Source organism: Pedobacter sp. N36a, assembly GCF_014472395.1.
Taxonomy (GTDB): Bacteria; Bacteroidota; Bacteroidia; order Sphingobacteriales; family Sphingobacteriaceae; genus Pedobacter.
Window position 1 is genome coordinate 551,811 of sequence record NZ_JACSZW010000001.1, and the last position, 17,649, is coordinate 569,459.

General features: G+C 40.0%; 19 protein-coding genes. 11 read left to right on the forward strand and 8 right to left on the reverse strand.

What is annotated here, in order from left to right:
- The first annotated feature begins 226 nt into the window (after nt 1-226).
- Both H9X96_RS02575 and H9X96_RS02580 read left to right on the forward strand, forming a co-directional pair.
- Nucleotides 227-868, forward strand: coding sequence for an outer membrane beta-barrel protein (locus tag H9X96_RS02575; RefSeq protein WP_187664758.1), 642 nt, complete (start codon nt 227-229; stop codon nt 866-868).
- A gap of 172 nt (nt 869-1,040) precedes the next feature.
- Nucleotides 1,041-2,144, forward strand: coding sequence for a C1 family peptidase (locus H9X96_RS02580; RefSeq protein WP_187664759.1), 1,104 nt, complete (start codon nt 1,041-1,043; stop codon nt 2,142-2,144).
- A 190-nt stretch (nt 2,145-2,334) separates the two neighbouring features.
- On the opposite strand, the gene H9X96_RS02585 is transcribed toward H9X96_RS02580, so the two are convergent.
- Nucleotides 2,335-4,833, reverse strand: a complete 2,499-nt coding sequence (locus tag H9X96_RS02585; protein ID WP_187664760.1) for a DPP IV N-terminal domain-containing protein — start codon at nt 4,831-4,833, stop codon at nt 2,335-2,337.
- 246 nt (nt 4,834-5,079) lie between these two features.
- Here H9X96_RS02585 and H9X96_RS02590 point away from each other — a divergent pair, with 246 nt between their 5' ends.
- Together H9X96_RS02590 and H9X96_RS02595 are read left to right on the forward strand one after the other, a co-directional pair.
- Nucleotides 5,080-5,967 (forward strand): polysaccharide deacetylase family protein, encoded by an 888-nt coding sequence (locus H9X96_RS02590; protein WP_187665010.1) that lies wholly within the window; start codon nt 5,080-5,082, stop codon nt 5,965-5,967.
- A gap of 8 nt (nt 5,968-5,975) precedes the next feature.
- On the forward strand, nt 5,976-6,827 hold the full coding sequence (locus H9X96_RS02595; protein ID WP_187664761.1) for a polysaccharide deacetylase family protein: 852 nt from the start codon (nt 5,976-5,978) through the stop codon (nt 6,825-6,827).
- Between the two features lie 147 nt (nt 6,828-6,974).
- Here the strand turns inward: H9X96_RS02595 and H9X96_RS02600 are convergent, their stop codons facing one another.
- The 3 genes from H9X96_RS02600 to H9X96_RS02610 form a co-directional block, all read right to left on the reverse strand.
- On the reverse strand, nt 6,975-7,427 hold the full coding sequence (locus H9X96_RS02600) for a 3-oxoacyl-ACP synthase (RefSeq protein WP_255430959.1): 453 nt from the start codon (nt 7,425-7,427) through the stop codon (nt 6,975-6,977).
- A gap of 2 nt (nt 7,428-7,429) precedes the next feature.
- Nucleotides 7,430-8,008 (reverse strand): nitroreductase, encoded by a 579-nt coding sequence (locus H9X96_RS02605; RefSeq protein WP_187664763.1) that lies wholly within the window; start codon nt 8,006-8,008, stop codon nt 7,430-7,432.
- A 78-nt stretch (nt 8,009-8,086) separates the two neighbouring features.
- Nucleotides 8,087-8,668 carry a hypothetical protein gene (locus H9X96_RS02610; protein ID WP_187664764.1) on the reverse strand — a complete coding sequence of 194 codons (582 nt, stop codon included), beginning with the start codon at nt 8,666-8,668 and terminating at the stop codon, nt 8,087-8,089.
- A gap of 91 nt (nt 8,669-8,759) precedes the next feature.
- Here H9X96_RS02610 and H9X96_RS02615 point away from each other — a divergent pair, with 91 nt between their 5' ends.
- Nucleotides 8,760-10,382, forward strand: coding sequence for an ABC-F family ATP-binding cassette domain-containing protein (locus tag H9X96_RS02615; protein WP_187664765.1), 1,623 nt, complete (start codon nt 8,760-8,762; stop codon nt 10,380-10,382).
- Nucleotides 10,383-10,436: 54 nt separating this feature from the next.
- Here H9X96_RS02615 and H9X96_RS02620 read toward each other — a convergent pair whose 3' ends face one another.
- On the reverse strand, nt 10,437-11,072 hold the full coding sequence (locus H9X96_RS02620) for a hypothetical protein (protein WP_187664766.1): 636 nt from the start codon (nt 11,070-11,072) through the stop codon (nt 10,437-10,439).
- 148 nt (nt 11,073-11,220) lie between these two features.
- On the opposite strand from H9X96_RS02620, the gene H9X96_RS02625 reads away from it, so the two are divergent.
- From H9X96_RS02625 to H9X96_RS02645, 5 genes are all read left to right on the forward strand, one after another.
- Nucleotides 11,221-11,622 carry a MerC domain-containing protein gene (locus tag H9X96_RS02625; protein WP_187664767.1) on the forward strand — a complete coding sequence of 134 codons (402 nt, stop codon included), beginning with the start codon at nt 11,221-11,223 and terminating at the stop codon, nt 11,620-11,622.
- Nucleotides 11,623-11,838: 216 nt separating this feature from the next.
- Nucleotides 11,839-12,468 carry an ABC transporter ATP-binding protein gene (locus H9X96_RS02630; protein ID WP_187664768.1) on the forward strand — a complete coding sequence of 210 codons (630 nt, stop codon included), beginning with the start codon at nt 11,839-11,841 and terminating at the stop codon, nt 12,466-12,468.
- On the forward strand, nt 12,465-13,706 hold the full coding sequence (locus tag H9X96_RS02635) for an FtsX-like permease family protein (protein WP_187664769.1): 1,242 nt from the start codon (nt 12,465-12,467) through the stop codon (nt 13,704-13,706). Before H9X96_RS02630 ends, H9X96_RS02635 begins: the two co-directional genes overlap by 4 nt.
- A gap of 16 nt (nt 13,707-13,722) precedes the next feature.
- On the forward strand, nt 13,723-14,160 hold the full coding sequence (locus tag H9X96_RS02640) for a hypothetical protein (protein WP_187664770.1): 438 nt from the start codon (nt 13,723-13,725) through the stop codon (nt 14,158-14,160).
- 2 nt (nt 14,161-14,162) lie between these two features.
- Nucleotides 14,163-14,597, forward strand: a complete 435-nt coding sequence (locus tag H9X96_RS02645) for a Fur family transcriptional regulator (protein WP_187664771.1) — start codon at nt 14,163-14,165, stop codon at nt 14,595-14,597.
- A gap of 99 nt (nt 14,598-14,696) precedes the next feature.
- On the opposite strand, the gene H9X96_RS02650 is transcribed toward H9X96_RS02645, so the two are convergent.
- The 3 genes from H9X96_RS02650 to H9X96_RS02660 all read right to left on the reverse strand — a co-directional run bounded on the left by H9X96_RS02650 (nt 14,697) and on the right by H9X96_RS02660 (nt 16,962).
- Nucleotides 14,697-15,767, reverse strand: coding sequence for a dipeptidase (locus H9X96_RS02650; protein WP_187664772.1), 1,071 nt, complete (start codon nt 15,765-15,767; stop codon nt 14,697-14,699).
- An 86-nt stretch (nt 15,768-15,853) separates the two neighbouring features.
- Entirely contained in the window at nt 15,854-16,075 is a 222-nt protein-coding gene (locus H9X96_RS02655; protein WP_255430960.1) for a hypothetical protein, read from the reverse strand.
- A 386-nt stretch (nt 16,076-16,461) separates the two neighbouring features.
- Nucleotides 16,462-16,962: a peptidylprolyl isomerase gene (locus H9X96_RS02660; RefSeq protein WP_062549947.1), complete on the reverse strand. Its 501-nt coding sequence runs from the start codon at nt 16,960-16,962 to the stop codon at nt 16,462-16,464.
- Nucleotides 16,963-17,370: 408 nt separating this feature from the next.
- On the opposite strand from H9X96_RS02660, the gene H9X96_RS02665 reads away from it, so the two are divergent.
- On the forward strand, nt 17,371-17,553 hold the full coding sequence (locus tag H9X96_RS02665; protein WP_187664773.1) for a hypothetical protein: 183 nt from the start codon (nt 17,371-17,373) through the stop codon (nt 17,551-17,553).
- Nucleotides 17,554-17,649 lie beyond the last annotated feature (96 nt).

Here is a 17,649-nt window from a genome sequence, read left to right on the forward strand (position 1 = left end):
TCTACTTGGAGACCCTAAAATGACAATACTCAGGGCTTTGTCACCACAAAATAATAATGAGTTATCTGGATAAAACTTATTTGATTATCAATTAAGCACTTACAAAAAACCAGGCTTTTTGATACCATAGAAAAGATATACTTTGGCATAGCTGTTGACTATAGAACGTAAATGGTCAGAAATAACAAAACATTAACGACCAGATTAATCATTAAAAAACAAGAAAATGAAAAAATTAGTATTATCATTAGTTGCAGTTTCTGCATTTGCTTTCAGCACTCAAGCACAAACTGAAAAAGGAAAAATTATTGTAGGTGGTAATGTTGCATTTGATACTCAAAAAAGTGATGCTGCTGGTGCAAAATCAAACAGCAATTTTCAAATCGTACCTAGTGTAGGTTACTTTGTTTCTGATAACATCGCAATTGGTACTGGTATCGGATATGGTTACAGCAAAACGAATGGAGTTGCAGCTGCTGACAACACTACAGCACAATTTGGCAATAAAAACACATCATTTGTGGTAAATCCTTTCGGACGTTACTATGCAAACTTATCTGAGTCTTTTAAATTCTTCGGACAATTATCTGTTCCAATGGCATTCGGTAAAGACAAAGCTGTAGATGCAGCAGGTAACACAGGTGCAAAAACAGGCACAACTACAGAAATCGGTGTAGCTTTATCTCCAGGTTTTGCTTTCTACCCTACCAAGAAAATCGGTATTGAGTTCGCATTAAACGGATTAAACTACAATACACTTCGTAAAGAAGGTGTGAATGACGAAAAATTAAAAGGTCAGGGTTATGATGAATTTAGCTTCGGTGCGAACTTCTTCTCTCCAAAAATCGGTGTACAGTTCCATTTCTAAGCACGCTACTTAATTTAGTTTTTTTTAAAGGCCCCGGAGGAAATCCTCCGGGGCCTTTATGCTTTACATAGATTTACAGTTTACAAAGCTTTCTATTTTACGCCCATTTATTTTATTGTTTTTAGTTAAGTTAGCGCTTGATTTAGCGCCTAATTCAACTAACATTAGATACATGAAAAAAATATTTTTAATTGCCTGCGGTATCGGCTTCGGCTTTTCTCTGTATGCGCAGGAAGCCCCTTTAAAAAAGATTAAAGACAATGCGGCAACGTCCGTGAAAAATCAAGGACAGTCGGGCACTTGCTGGAACTACGCTACTACCTCGATGATAGAATCTGAAGAAATGCGCAAAGGATTGGGCGAATTCAACCTTTCAGAGATGTTTCCCGCTAGAAATATCTATATTGAGAAAGCAAAAAACTATGTGCTTCGTCAGGGTAAAGCGCAATTTGGAGAAGGTGGTTTAGGCCATGACCTGATCCGTGCAATTGCCCTATACGGCGCGATGCCACAAGAAGCTTTTCAAGGTGTTAGCGGAGAAATTCCAGACCATAGCGGCCTGGAATTAGCACTTAAAAGTTACCTCGATACGGTATTGACAAAACGCCCGATTGCAGACAACTGGCTTGCAGGTTACGAGGAGATTTTAGATAAAAAAATAGGTACTCCACCTGCAAATTTTGATTATAAAGGAAAAAATTATACGCCAAAAACGTTTGCTAAAGAGGTATTAAAGTTTGATGCCATCGACTATGTAAATATTTCTTCATTTACCCACCATCCGTATTATTCTACTTTCGTGCTGGAAGCTCCGGATAATTTTGCCAATGGTGCTTTTTACAACATACCACTGGAGGAGATGATAAACCTGACAAAAACTGCCGTTAAAAACGGATATACCCTGATGTGGGATGCCGATGTGAGCAGCAAAAATTTCCAGCAGAAAAAAGGTTACGCGATGTGGTTTGCTGATGATGCAGATGTGAAAGCGGAAAAGTTAAACCCTAATGCGAAAGAAAAAGCATATTCCCCGGAATTGCGTCAGAAGTTGTACGAGGATTTGACCACACAGGATGATCATTTGATGCATTTGGTCGGCTTAGATCAAGCTACTGATGGTAAATACTTTTTTAAAGTGAAAAACTCTTGGGGTGATGTAGGCCCATTCAAAGGATACATTGAGGTGTCTGAACCTTATTTTGCGATTAACACGGTGAGTTTAGTCGTGCCAAAAGCAGCGCTTTCTTCAGAATTGAAAAAGAAATTAGGGATTTAATGCTGCAAAATCTTATCAGCCTGTGCGCTTTAAGGTAGCAACATCCCACGCAATCATTTAGGTCAACAACCGTTGATCTTTAGCCATGCCTGCTTTTTAGGCATAAAAAAGCCCGGATTCGTTGAGTACCTGCAAACCTTTCATTCAAAGATTTGAGTACAAAAAGAATCCGGGCTTTTAAAAATTAGAACTATTTCTTCGGTTCCAATTCCATTCCAGTCACATCAACCTCTCCTGTCTGCGAAAAATCGCCGATCAGGTATTTATTGAAATGATCTGCCAGTTTCCAGAACGTGTATTCTGTTAGGTCCCCAAAACCATGACGCTGACCAGGAACGATCACAAACTCGAATCTTTTCCCAGCTCTCATCAGTGCATTTGCTACTCTAATTGTATTAGCAGGGTGAACATTGTTGTCAATATCACCAGTCATCAACATCAAGTGACCTTTCAGGTTTTTAGCCAGATCAGGATTCTTATCAATGCTATATTTGAAAGTCGTATCGCCTTTGGCAGAAATCATTTCTTTTACCCCATGGTGTTTCTCACTCCACCAACGGTTATAAATGCTGTTATCATGGTTACCGGCATTAGATACCGCTGCTTTAAAGAAATCAGGATAAACCAACATCGCGGCTGTAGACATGAATCCACCACCAGAGTGACCGGTGATTCCTACTTTAGTGGCATCAATAAACTTGTTTTTATCAGCCAATTGCTCTACTGCGGCTTTTTTGTCAGCCAATCCATAATCACGCAGGTTGCCATAACCAAAGGTATGATACCATTTAGAACGGGCAGGATTTCCACCTCTATTACCAACCGTGATTACGATATAGCCAAATTGTGCCAATCGCTCCGTTCTATCCATGCTTTTACTGAAAGCTTTGTTTACCGCTTCTGTCTGAGGGCCTGGATATACATACTCGATGATTGGGTATTTTTTGTTTGGATCGAAATCAAACGGTTTGTACATCACGCCATAAATATCTGTAATTCCATCGTCCGCTTTCAGTTTAAAAGGTTCAGGGAATTTGTATCCGGTGGCCATAAGCAGGGATAAATCTGTGGTTTCAAGATTCATGACTACCCTTCCGTTATTGTCCATCACCACTGCTTTAGGGGCTGTGTTCACTCTGGAGAAATTGTCTACAAAGAACTTCGCTTCGTCATTCATGCTGATGGCATGGTCGAAATCACCTGGATTTAGCAGTTTCATACCTGAGCCATCAAAGTTAATGCGGTATAAGTGTAGATAGTAAGGATCTTCTTTGCTTTCTTTGCCGTTGGCACTGAAGTAAAGCACCCTATTTTTCTGGTCCACATTTACGATTTCTTCGCAATGGAAAGCGCCTTTAGTGATTTGATTTTTCAGTTTACCGGCAGCATCGAACAGGTAAAAATGTCCCCATCCATCACGTTCCGACCAATGAATTATTTCTTTCCCATCATTTACTAGCCCCGGACGGTTTAACTCCACATAAGTATTGAAACGTTCTTCAATTAATGGGGTAACTGTTCCGGTTTGAATATCTACTGCACATACATCCACGCGCTTCAGATCTCTGCTGGTACGTCCAAAATAAATTTTGTTATTTGTACCTAACCAGATCGAAGGTCTGAACTCATTATCCCTATCCTTATTCAGACTTGGTGCTGGCCATACCGATAAATTCTGATCTTTAAAGGCGGCTGTATTCAGCTTTTTATAGGTTTTAGCTGCGAAGTTGAACAACAGCATCTCATCGATAGGTGCTTCAGCTTCACCAGGCATCTGGTATTTATAAGTTTCAAGAGTTGGCCTTCCAGGAGCAACATTATTGATCACCCAAAGATCTTTTACTTTACGGCTATCGGATCTGTTCAACACAAAGTGTTTTGCATCCGGCGACCATAATACATAGGCTCTTCTTCTTTTTTTATTGTTCTTTTCGTTCTCTTCATTGTTCTCCCCATCGCCATTGCTGCCGTAAGAATAGAACTTCTGACCATCTTTTGTTAGCTGATTTTCTACAATTGTACTGTCTTCCTCATTCTTAACCGCTTTCTTATAGTTTTCTTTATCCATCCAGTACAGGTTGTAATTTCTGGTAAAGATGATGGCAGAGGAATCTGGAGCTACAGCACCCCAGCTGGGTTTCGCCTTCGGTTTGGTGTAATTAGGCACTTCTGTCAACTTTGCTGTGGCCATAACATAGTTGAAAAAGAAAATCTTTTTCTGTAGTGAATCTGCCGCTTTTTTATCTTTCCTATCTTTCTTTAGCTCATCAATCGTGCTTTTCACTTCAAAAGTAATCGCCTTTTCATCAGCGGAGAACTTCAGGTTTTCCAATGGCAGATGCTGCGCATCAAAAGGGTCACGCATAATCGTAGTGATTTCTGCAGCCAGCTGAGCATGATCAAAAATTTTCTTTTTTGTTTTCGCTGATGGATCTACCAGATACCATTCTTTACCTGCCGGTGTTTCATATTCATACCAGAATCGGTTGCTCAGCTTTAGCCAATGTGGATCTACCGCTGTAGAATAGACTAGTTTTTTAAGCTTAGCAGGTGAAAATCTCGCTGCCAGCTGGTAATTGGCCTTCGGAGCAGGTGTAGTAGACTCTGTAATGGTAAAAGTTTTGGTTTGCGCCATCGCACCATAACTCATAACAAATGAGAGTAAAAGAGGGGTATACAGTTTCTTCATTAGTGGTTTTAAATAAACCGTCTAAATTATTGATTAAAGGCGGTAAGAATAAGCTCTGTTTTGTAATAAAAGCGATAGTTTTGAATATTTTTGAAAGATTCGATCAAAGTTTTACGAGCGAAGAAGGCGTTTAGATCACAACTGGACTGAGCAGCCACCCTATCGTAAGCACTATGGTATTCAGGCAATGCAAATATTATGAGTAAATCAGGTTTGATTTTTTAGTTTTGTATGAAATACTTATTTATGAAACATACCTTCCTCCCTATTCTAGCAGCAGCAGTCTTATTTACTGCAGCATGCCAGTCGAAATCACAGACCAATGGTGCTGGCGACAACAACAAAGATTCTTTAACGACGACTGCTCCTGAGGGTGCTGTGGCAGCGGATCAAAGTCCGGCGCCAACCACAGACATCTCCAAAATCAAAGTTGCAGATGCTAAAACCATTCTCGCACGTAAGCAAGTACCTATCTTATGTTACCATCAAGTACGCGACTGGAGAGAAAAAGACTCAAAAGCAGCTAAAGATTATATCATTCCTATCGCGACTTTCAAAGATCACATGAAAATGCTGGCAGATAGTGGGTACCATACCATCCTTCCTGATCAATTATATGACTACTTAAATAACGGCACTGCATTGCCAAGTAAGCCAATCATGCTGACCTTTGATGACACCGACCTGGATCAGTTTACCATTGCAGCACCAGAAATGAAAAAATATGGTTTCAAAGGCGTATTTTTTGTGATGACCGTTTCCCTTGGAAGACCAAATTACATGAGCAGAGACCAGGTGAAACAACTTTCTGACATGGGGCATGTGATCGGTTCTCATACCTGGGATCACCACAATGTGAAAAAATACCAAGGTCAAGATTGGGTAACACAAATTGAAAAACCTACCAAAACTTTGGAAGAAATCACAGGAAAAAAGATTCAGCACTTCGCTTACCCGTTTGGATTGTGGAACCCGGAGGCGATTCCAGAGCTTAAGAAAAGAGGCATGAAATCTGCGTACATTCTAGCCACTAAACGTGATGAAAATGATCCTTTGTATACCATCAGAAGAATTATTGCCAGCGGTTACTGGACCTCTAAAACATTAAACAATAGCATCAAAAACAGCTTTTAAGAAATAGAATGAGGAATATATTGTTCACACTGGCCGGAGTTTCGGTCATGTTTTTTTCCTCTTGTGTGGAGAATAGTAAGGCTGGAAAAGAAGGGGCTATAGTAACTGAAAGTGATGCTACTACTGACGCTGCAGTTGTTGAGAGCGGCAAAAAAGCTACCGGCGAGGAGGTATTGGCAAAAAAAGAAGTGCCAGTACTTTGTTACCACCAGATCAGAGACTGGAAAGCCAGTGATTCAAAACGTGCGCATGATGACATCATCCCACCAGCAAATTTTAGTCAGCATATCAAGATGCTGGCCGATAGTGGCTACCATACCATTTTGCCGGATGAGTTGTACGATTACCTGAATTATGGAAAAAAGCTTCCTGAAAAGCCGATTATGATCACTTTTGATGACACCGATCTTGATCAATATACGGTAGGTGCAAAAGAGCTGAAGAAGTATGGTTTTAAAGGTGTTTACTTTATCATGACTGTCTCCATCGGCAGACCGAGGTATATGAGCAAAGCGCAGATTAAGGAACTTTCCGATGATGGCCATGTGATTGCCAGTCATACCTGGAACCATAAAAATTTCGCCGAGTTTACAGATGAGGATTGGGAAATTCAAATTGATAAGCCAACGAAAACTCTGGAAGCGATAACTGGTAAAAAAGTAGCCTATTTTGCCTACCCTTACGGGGTTTCTAAAGCGGCAAACTTGCATAAATTACAAGAACACGGCTTCAAAGCAGCTTTTATCTTATCGACGAAGAGAGATCCTGAATATCCCTTATTTACGATCCGCAGGATTATTGACCCGGGAACTTATACTGCTAAGAATTTATACAATAGCCTCAATAAAAGCTTTAAATAATAGCATTTATAGGGTTTTTAAATAAAAAAAGGTATGCATTGATTTACATACCTTTTTTTGTGAATGGGTATTTCAATGCATCAGTCCATTGAAACTTATTGAATCGATTGGACGAATGCGTACAGCCCCTAAATTCTGTAGAAGAGATTAAATAATTTCCTTAATGACATATTTTTTGCCATTAAAATCAAAAGATGAGGCCTTTTCTTTTCCGATCAGTAAGTTACCGATTGGAGAAGCTGCAGAAATGGCAAAAATAATTTCGTTGTCTAATTTTAACTGTCCGGCACTGATACTGATATAAAATATGCCTTCGGTAGTATAGACTAAATTCCCATTTCTTACTTTATCATTTAGGGGCATTTCTTTAATGGAATTCAGCAAAGCCAGATTTTGCTGCGCATCCATCAACAGTCTCTTGTTCCTACTGATGTCTTGCTGCATCATTTCTCGTGTAGTTTCAAATTTATCGCCTGCACTACTCTTGGTATCGTCATTACTAGCTTCACGTGCCTGTTCCAAAGCCGTCTCAGCAGTATGAATTCTTTGTTCTATAAAGTTCAAACAAAGCAGGTATAGTTTTTCTTTAATATCTTCCATAATTACGACTCTACCCATTTTACTTTATCTGCAATCGGACTTCTTTTTGCAGCTCTAGGCGCTTCATTATGGTAGCCCATATAGAAAAGACCAAAACATTTTTCATTCTTTTCCAGGTTTAAAAAACGACCAAGTTGATCAATCATACCAGGGGAACTCCAATAAGCCCCAATATTTAAGGCCTCCGCAGTTAGTGCCATATTTTGCACAGCACAGGCCAGCGCTGCTAGTTCTTCCCATTCCGGTATTTTATCAGAATGCAAAGCCGCATTTAAGGTAATGATGCAATTTGCCTGTGCCGCTTTTTCCAAAATGCTATCGTACTTCTTTTGAAGGAACTGATGCTTCGGAACTGTTTCCTTATATAACCTGGCCAACTCTTCGCCAAGTTTCATTTTACCTTCGTTTCTGAATACGGTGAAACGCCATGGTTCTGTCAGTTTATGAGTAGGCGCATAATTTGCACTTTCCAAAACCTGCTTTATCAATGCTACGGGTATCTCTTGTGTGGTGTAACTAATTGGGAAAATACTGCGACGACGTTGAATAATGCTGGTTAATATCTCTATTTCTTTTTCCATGAATCTTTGATGTGATATAACTATTGGCAAAAATAACAATATCAGCTCCCCTTTTGTTAGCTAAAGCTGATTGTTTTCCTACTTGATCTTTTTAAGCTGTTTTTTCACCTGTTTTGCCCTTCCAAAGAAAGCAATGCTTTCCAGATCTTCCAAATGAGCAATGGTTTCCAATAATTCGTCTTTAATCCAGGGATATCTAGTCGCAAGATTCGCTAAGGCTTGCATGGCATGAACTTTTGCGGCTACCAATACCTTTTCATCAATCAGCCAATCGAACATCAAACCGATGAGTGGTTCAAAATCTATCTTTTCCAGTTGCCCAGGATGTAAGCCTCTTGCCTGTTTTCCAGTAAGGAAGGCGAGGATCTTACCATAATGTCGCATAGGCCCGGGCTGCCTTTGGTTTGCAAAACGGCTCAGAAAATCTTCCAGATGATCTCCAATGCAATAGTAATTAAAGAAGAGGTGCTCTAGCAGCCATGCTGCCCTGAAAGCCAGATCCTTCCGGGAATGAAAGGTCAAATCAATCACATCTTTAACCGTAAAATCATTTTCAGCATCAGGGTACAAATTCCGGTTTTCAGCAATTTCTGAAATTACCTTCACCATTTTAGCCTCCATAGAGGCACCTAACCGGGTTATTAATTCATCCTTCGTCACAATATTGAAATTAAATTACTCAAAACTAATCAATCCCTATCCAAATCATTTTATAAATTATGACTACCTTTGCGGCTTATTTTTCAGCAATATGATTTCAGTATCTAACTTATCCCTCCGTTACGGAAAACGTACCTTATTTGAAGATGTGAACCTAAAATTCACACATGGCAACTGCTATGGTGTAATTGGGGCAAACGGCGCAGGTAAATCTACCTTCCTTAAAATTCTTTCAGGAGAAGTGAACCAAACTTCAGGTAGTGTGGCTTTTACTCCAGGCGAACGCATGGCAGTTTTAAAGCAAAATCACTATGAGTTTGACGAATTTCCGGTGATTGAGACGGTAATGATGGGTCACAAGGAATTGTACGACATCATGAAGGAAAAAGACGCCATCTATATGAAGGAAGATTTTACCGATAAAGATGGTGAGCGTGCTGGTGAGTTGGAAAACAGGTTTGCAGAAATGGACGGCTGGAACATGGAAAGCAATGCTGCCACCATGTTGAGCAACTTAGGAATTAAAGAAGAACACCACTATAAGCAGTTAAAAGAGCTGGATGGTACTCAAAAAGTACGTGTATTATTGGCACAGGCTTTATTTGGTAACCCAGATGTTTTACTATTGGATGAGCCTACCAACGATTTGGACATTGAAACGATCGCATGGCTAGAGAACTTCCTTGCTGATTACCAAACTATTGTATTGGTGGTATCTCACGATAGACACTTTTTAGATGCGGTATGTACACATATCGTTGATATTGATTTCAGCAAAATGAGTATTTACTCCGGTAACTATACCTTCTGGTATGAGTCTAGCCAACTTGCTTTGAAACAACGTGGTGATCAAAATAAGAAACTGGAAGAAAAAGTTAAAGAACTTCAGGAATTTATTCAGCGCTTTAGTGCGAATGCTTCGAAATCGAAACAAGCTACTTCCCGTAAGAAAGCTTTAGATAAAATAGATATCTCAGAAATTAAAGCTTCCAGCAGAAAATATCCTGCAATTTTATTCAATAATTTGGGTAGAGAAGCTGGTGATCAGATTCTGCAGGTAGAAAACCTTTCTTGCACTTTAAATGGAGATGTGATGTTTAAAAACATCAGCTTCATGGTGAATAAAGGAGATAAAGTAGCTATTCTTTCTCAAAACAGTTTAGCAACCACTGCATTTTATAATGTGCTAACGGGTCGTGAACAAAACTACACCGGTGAATTTAAGTTTGGTATCACCATCAGTATGGCAGATATCCCTAACGACAATACGCCTTACTTTGAAGGAAAAGACGAAAATCTGGTAGACTGGTTACGTGAGTATTCGGGTACAGAAATGGATGAGCAATTTGTACGAAGTTTCTTAGGTAGAATGCTGTTCTCTGGTGAAGAGGTATTGAAAAATGTGAAAGTACTATCAGGTGGTGAGAAAATGCGTTGTATGTTCTCTCAAATGATGTTGAAACATGCGAACTTATTGTTATTGGATGAGCCTACGAATCACTTGGATTTGGAGTCGATCACCGCACTAAACAACGGATTAAAAGATTTTAGAGGTACTGCTTTGTTTACTTCACGAGATCATGCTTTGACTGAATCGGTAGCTACTAGAATCATCGAATTGACACCTAAAGGCACCATTGATAAAATGATGACCTACGACGATTATATTACAAGCGAAGAAGTTGCTCAACTAAGAGCAGAAATGTATAAATAATTCTAAAGGGGGCTTCGCAGCCCCCTTTTTTATGGACGTCATCTTTATTTTTAATTAGTGGTCATGACCATTCGCTTCAACAGGATGCAGCTCAAATTTTAAGTCCAATTCATTCGCTCCGGAAAACTTAAGCGCAAAACCGGGTTCATTCCAGTCCGCAGCAGTAATTCCAGCCTTTACACCAGAATTAAGGTGGCGCAATACATACCGAAAGGTAAATCCTGCCGAAGCTTCCTCTACCGTTAAATAGCCTGTTACCCCAACATTTATCTTCTTATTGTCTTTGTCGCGGTCTGCATAGGCATAAGTCAAAATTCCAGTAGGAGCCCCTAGAATAAAGGCTTGATGCCGCTCCTGCTGATCTAAAAATCCTTGCTGCAGTTCCTTGCCAGCAGCATCAAATGACCGTAAACTCAATTTATAGGTTTTTCCTTCTTGTAAATGGGCATGGGTACCTGCTGGAGGTAATCCTTTACCATCAAATGTGATCACTAAAGGTTTTGCAGCCGCTATGGCATTGTAATGAAAATGATCTCCATGTGCTTCCCGCTCTACTTCTAAAAAAGTAAGCGCTGATTTTCCTGTTTCCTCTTCTGGTGCTTCAGGTTTAGCCTCTTTTTTACAGGCGTTAAAAGTTAAGGCGATCAGCGCGACTAAAATGGCTAGGGAATACTGACGTAATTTGTTCATGGTTGTTTTTGTTAAGTATTAAAATTTATAAGCTATTGATGTTCCTGGCCAGGTTTCTCATATTATTGCAATCATGTTGCAAATATATCTCAATAAATCACAAATGCAACTATATTGCTTTTATATTTGTAACCTTAATATTTAGATCATGATCAAAGCCACTAACAAAAAAACATTACTGAAAACTGGCCAATTGGACCAGCTGGGAATCACGGCTTCAATTGCTTGTGCCATTCATTGCGCTGCGCTCCCTTTCCTCATCACTTTATTACCATTCTGGGGCTTGAGCTTCCTTGCCCATCCATGGGTCGAGTTCAGTATGATTGGCTTATCGCTTTTGGTTGGCACCTGGTCTTTAGCACAATCCTATCCTAAACACAAAAGCATCATTCCTATTCTGGTATTAATCATTGGATTTATGTTGATCGGAACAGGACATTACGGCTTCCATTTTTTAGAAGCCTTATTGATTCCTTTAGGAGGATTCAGTATTGCGCTGGCACATTTCCTCAATTGGAAATATACCCGAAGCTGTACACATCAATCCTAACCTTAACGCAGTAGCAAATACTTTACAACCAAAGCACTTGCAATATTATGGCATTTACTATTTTTGTAACTTCACGAAAATGAACAGAAAACTAATATTCGGCGTATTTTTACTTTTTGTGAGCATGATCAACCCAGGCTGCAATCACCCGCATCCAGGTGGAAAACAACTCTACTTAAAATATCTAAAAAGCCACGTAATAAATAGCAAACATTTATGATCTCTTTAAAATCTGTAACGCATCGGTATCATCCTCAGCAAGACATTCGCTTTGAGGATTGGCAAATTGATGCCGGATCCCAATGGCTGCTTCTTGGGGCGTCAGGAAGTGGTAAATCAACATTACTTCACATCCTGACGGGGATCTTGAAACCTGAACAAGGACACGTAACCATCAAAGGAACCTCCATCTATGACCTATCTGCTAAAGCACTGGATCAGTTTAGAGGCCGCAACATCGGAATCATTTTTCAACGTCCACACCTGATTAAAAGCCTGAGTATATCAGAAAACTTAGTGATAGCGCAAAGCTTTGCGAATTTACCTACAGATTTGAAAAGAGTAGATGAGGTATTGGGTGCTTTAGGAATTGCCGACAAGAAGAATGCTTATCCGGATCAACTGAGCCAGGGACAGTTGCAGCGAGTATCTATTGCAAGGGCAGTCATCAATAAACCTGCCTTGCTGATTGCTGATGAGCCTACTTCCAGTCTTGACGACAACAATGCCCGGATTGTATTGGAATTATTGATGCAGCAATCGGGTGCTAATCAAGCCACACTCGTGGTAGCTACCCACGATAAAAGAGTTAAAGACGCATTTAAACATACTTACGAATTATCATGAGCCCTATAAAGATCAGCTGGAAGAGCTTATGGTCTAAGCCGCTTTCTTCCGCATTAAACATGATGCTCATTGCCTTTGGTACCGGGATATTGACCATATTATTATTAGCATCCCATCAGATTTCACAAAAGCTGGACAACAACTCGAAAGATATTGACCTGGTAGTTGGTGCGAAAGGCAGTCCGCTGCAATTGATCCTGAGCAGTATTTACTACATTGATTTCCCTACCGGAAACATCCCGCTTAAATCCGCAAAAGAACTGTCGCGCAGTCCTTTTGTGAAAAGAGCAGTACCCCTAGCATTGGGCGACAATTACAATGGAACCCGAATTGTGGGTACAGACAGTAATTTTGTAGCCTTATATCAGTTGAAATTGAATGATGGAAAGTTCTGGAACAATGATTTTGAAGCCACTATCGGAGCTGGAGTCGCAAAAGAGCATCAGCTGAAAGTTGGCGATACATTTTTCGGTGCCCATGGATTAAGCAGCACGAGCGATGTCCATAAAAACCATCCTTATACGGTATCAGGAATCCTAGAGTCCCAGGGAAATGTAACAGACAACCTGATTTTAACCAATATTGCCAGTGTATGGAAGATGCACGATGATCATGAAGATGATCATAAAAATGAGGCAGCAAGTAAACATGGAGACCATCAGCATGCTGCTGCAAAGCAGGTAGAAAATGAGGACGATAAAGAATTGACTTCTTTACTGATTCAATACCGCTCTCCCATGTCTGTGGCTATCTTCCCTAGAATGGTAAATGAAACTACAAATATGCAGGCGGCATCTCCTGCACAGGAAAGCACCAGCTTATTCTCTTTAATCGGAGTTGGTGTAGAAACCCTACAATGGTTCGCGGTTTTAATCATGCTCATCGCTGCAATCAGCGTATTTGTGAACCTATACAATTCACTAAAGGAACGTCAATACGACCTGGCCATCATGCGTACCTTAGGTGCTTCCAGAGGAAAACTCTTCTTGATTGTCATCATAGAAGGAATCATTCTTACCCTTGCAGGGACGATTATTGGGGTCGCACTAGGCCACTTTGCCTTACAATTTATCGGCAATTATCAGGAAAGTAATCAGGCACGCCTTACCGGAATCATCTTCCTAAAGGAGGAAATATATTTATTTGTTGCTGGCTTGGCGATTGGTATATTTGCCGCTATCATCCCTGCAATACAGGCTTACAAGTCCAATATTTCTAAAATATTGTCTAAAAATTAACACTAATACTAAAGAAATGAAACGATTCCTGCTCGCTATTTTACTTTTTACCGGATTAACGGTAAAAGCCCAGCACAATCCTGATGATCAAATCCTATCCGACAACTGGGATGTGGTAGGTGGTGTAGACTTTAAGATTGTTAAAGACTCAGAAATGTATGCGGTTTATTCGCCAGAAATTAAAAAACATGCCAATAAAACCTTTGAATTGGAAGGATATATCGTGCCAATTAAAGATGGCATGAAACAAACGAAGTTCATGCTTTCTACCTTGCCTATTAATCAATGCTTTTATTGCGGAAAAAATGGCGTTCCAATCATGGTCTTGGTAGAAATGACAGAACCGATTAAATTCACCTACAAAACAATTGTCGTAAAAGGCACGTTGAAATTAAACACAGGAAATGCAATGGACAACCCACCCATTTCCCTGATCAACGCAAAAACGATATAATTATGAAACTAGATCCTGTAAATATTTTAAAAGAACACGACCTTAAACATACCAAACAAAGGGTACGTGTACTCGAAGAAATTGCGCTGGATACGGTAGCAATCTCCCAGCCTGAACTGGAAAAAAAACTAGGTAAAGAGATCGATCGCGTCACGCTTTATAGAATCCTCAATACCTACGAAGAAAAAGGAATTGTACACCGGATTATGGACCTGAATGGCACCGCAAACTATGCATTATGCTCTTCTGCCTGCTCTGAAGACCACCATCATGATGAACATGTGCATTTCAACTGTACCACTTGTGGTAAGATCTATTGCCTGGAAGTAATCGTACCCAAAATTAAAATGCCGAATGGATTTACTGCTAAAACAGTCAACACGACGGCTTACGGCACCTGCGAAAAATGCAATGCACTCCTCCCGGTATCCGCATAAAAATAACAAGCCAATCCAAGCATAAAAACCGGAAGCTTTCAATTGAAGCTTCCGGTTTTTTTTTATTCTGTGTTTGAATCGAGATACACAGCCAAAGGCCTAAGCCCAGGCTTTATACAAAAAATTCAGCCAGTTCTTATGAAAAATCAGTTCCAGATCTGCGGCGGAATACCCTTTGGCAGCAAACATGGCGACCATCTTTTGCAAGTCGGAGATCGTATCCAGGTCAAAGGGCGATTGCTCTGTTCCAAAAGCACCATCCAAATCAGATCCGATACCAATATGCCCGGCATTACCTGCCAGCTGACAGATATGATCCGCATGCTCCACTACTTTTTCTAATCCGCAGTTCATTCCTTTTGGCGTAGATACCCCTCTTTGCCAACCAGGAACAATCATCCAGGCATCCAAAGCGCCACCAATAACCGCTCCTCTGCTGATCAACGCCAGAATTTGCTCATCGCTATACTGTCTGTTGTGATTTACAAATGTCCGGCAATTGTTATGACTCGCCCAAACCGGGCCAGAGAAATGATCCAGTGCCTGCCAAAATGCATCATCACATAAATGTGTCGCATCTAAGATGAAGTTTAACCGCTCCATTTCCTTTAACAAATCCAAGCCCATCTGGCCCATCTTCCCGGTAGCATCGGTTCCATTTGCGTATCTGCCGGGGCCATAATGCGCCGGACCGATGGCGCTTAATCCATATTGATGTGCGCGTTCCAGGTAAGAAATATCGACAATAGAATCTGCCCCCTCTAAGCTTAAAACATAACCGATCGCCTTCTGATCATTTGAAGTCCCATCATTCCAAAGCTCATAATGGCTTTTCAATTGCTGCGCATCCGTAATCTGAAACAATTCACCCGCCTCTTCCATCGCTTTATACCAGGCCAATTGTCCTTGGGTTTGCGCCCAGGCTTGCTCCGGCGAATTCCAGCCCGGAATTAAACTGCCAGGTTTCACATATCTGGCAATTTGTGTAGCCACAACAATCCCAATATTTCCTTTTCTAAGTTCCGGAAATGAGACAGTAGACTTTTCACGGTCAGGCTTATCCTTCATCCCTTTTTCCAAGGTTCTGATCGTAGTGACTGGCAGTCTCAAATCCCTGTTCCATTCCATGGCATTCATGCTAAGGTCAAGGTGAGCATCGATTATAAACATAGGTTCTAATGGTTAAAATAATTCAAAAACTGCTTCTACTTCTACCGGGATATTATCCGGCAAAGAGCCCATTCCTACCGCACTTCTTACGCCAATTCCATTCTCTTGGCCCCATACAGCCGCAAATAACTCACTGCAGCCGTTAATAATGTAAGCGACTGATCTGGCTGTACTGGCCCATGACCTGATAAATATAAATATTTACCCTCTACTAGAAACGTTTTATAAATTCCCAGCGGTTTTGGAGCGGGCGGAAATTCGAGTTCTAATTTTAAAAACACTTCTTGGGCTGATAAATTCATGGTCATGATTGAAAGTACCAGTATCAGCCCGAGCAACAGAAATAACAAGGTAGTTTCGAATCATGGTTTTTGAGTTAGATGGGCTTTTTGGCTTAAAAATCAAATATAGAATTGTTTTAGCTACACTGCATATTAATTGCAATTATTTTTTGCAAAAAAAACACCCATCAGCAGGCTGCTCCAAACCCATGGTCAATGAAAAGAAATAAAAAGCACAATAAAACAATTTAAATCTCCTGAATCTAGGTAACACTCGAATAAGTTGAAGAGAAAATCAGTAAACAACAGTTAATAAAGGAGATTAAAAACCATTTAATTGCAAAATATATGCAATAAAAAAAAAAGAGGGCATCCTGATTAGGATACCCTCTTTTTATATCAATTCTGATCTACTAGTGACCTTGGTGACCATCTGCACCGTGTGCATGGCCATGACTTAATTCTTCTTCAGTTGCTTCACGCACAGAAAGGATTTTACCCGCAAAAATTAGGTTTTTACCAGCCATTGGGTGATTCAAATCTACAGAAACAGTAGTTTCGTGGATTGCAGTTACACCAGCTCTGAAGTGGTTACCTTGGTTATCTTGCAAAGGAATTACATCACCTACAGCAGGTAATCCAGCTTCTTTGAACATATCGATCGGTAAATCAGCAAAAGCTCCCGGATCTAAATCACCGTAACCATCAGCTGCAGAAAGCTCAAAGCTATACTCATCACCAACATTTAATCCAGCCAAATGCTCTTCAAACTTAGGCAACATCATTCCTGTACCATATAAAAACACTAGTGCATTTTGCTCATCTGCTTTTTCTACGAAAACTTGTTGTCCTTCTTCATTAGTCGTATGCAATTCGTACGTTAATGATACTACTGTATTGGGTTTAATACTCATTATGATGTTATTTTAGTTATCAATTTTAATGTTTCATCACTAATTTTTATGCCAAATGGCATAATTAGTCGGCAAATATAACCAGATTTTTAATATACCAGCTTTGTTTAATCGTGGGGGAATACAATCTGTTTTAAATCCAACAATTAAACCGCCTTTATTGTTCGATAAAGGCAGTTTTAAAATTTCAGCCACTTACAAAATCCAGCACCAACATCGTCAGAAAAAGAGGAAGAGTTTGCTGCTTTAAAACCAGCTGCGAAAGTACTTACTGGCTGCGTAAAAAGGATGCTTTAAACATTTGACTCCTCATTTTTGCCAGTATTGTTTTCCTCAAATAAATAACAGAAAAAGCGATAGATGCCCTTATCTTTAACCACAATTAAAAGCCGATAAATACGCTACATTATGATCAGATTAAATAACGACACCCCATCAGCAGTACTGCAAGAAGTAAAAAAGGGAGATTTGGTAACCGATACGTTTAGCAAAACCGGCCTTGTAGAAGAGATTGAAACTTCTGATGATGGTTTATACAGGATTTATACTTTCCATTTGGTCACTGGCAGAACTATTACCATCAAAAAGTAATGGATCTTCAAAAATTTAATACGGGTATTATTCGCATGTAGTATGGCCATAAATTCCTGGTAATAATCATGAGCCAGGTGTTCCGGATAACATCAT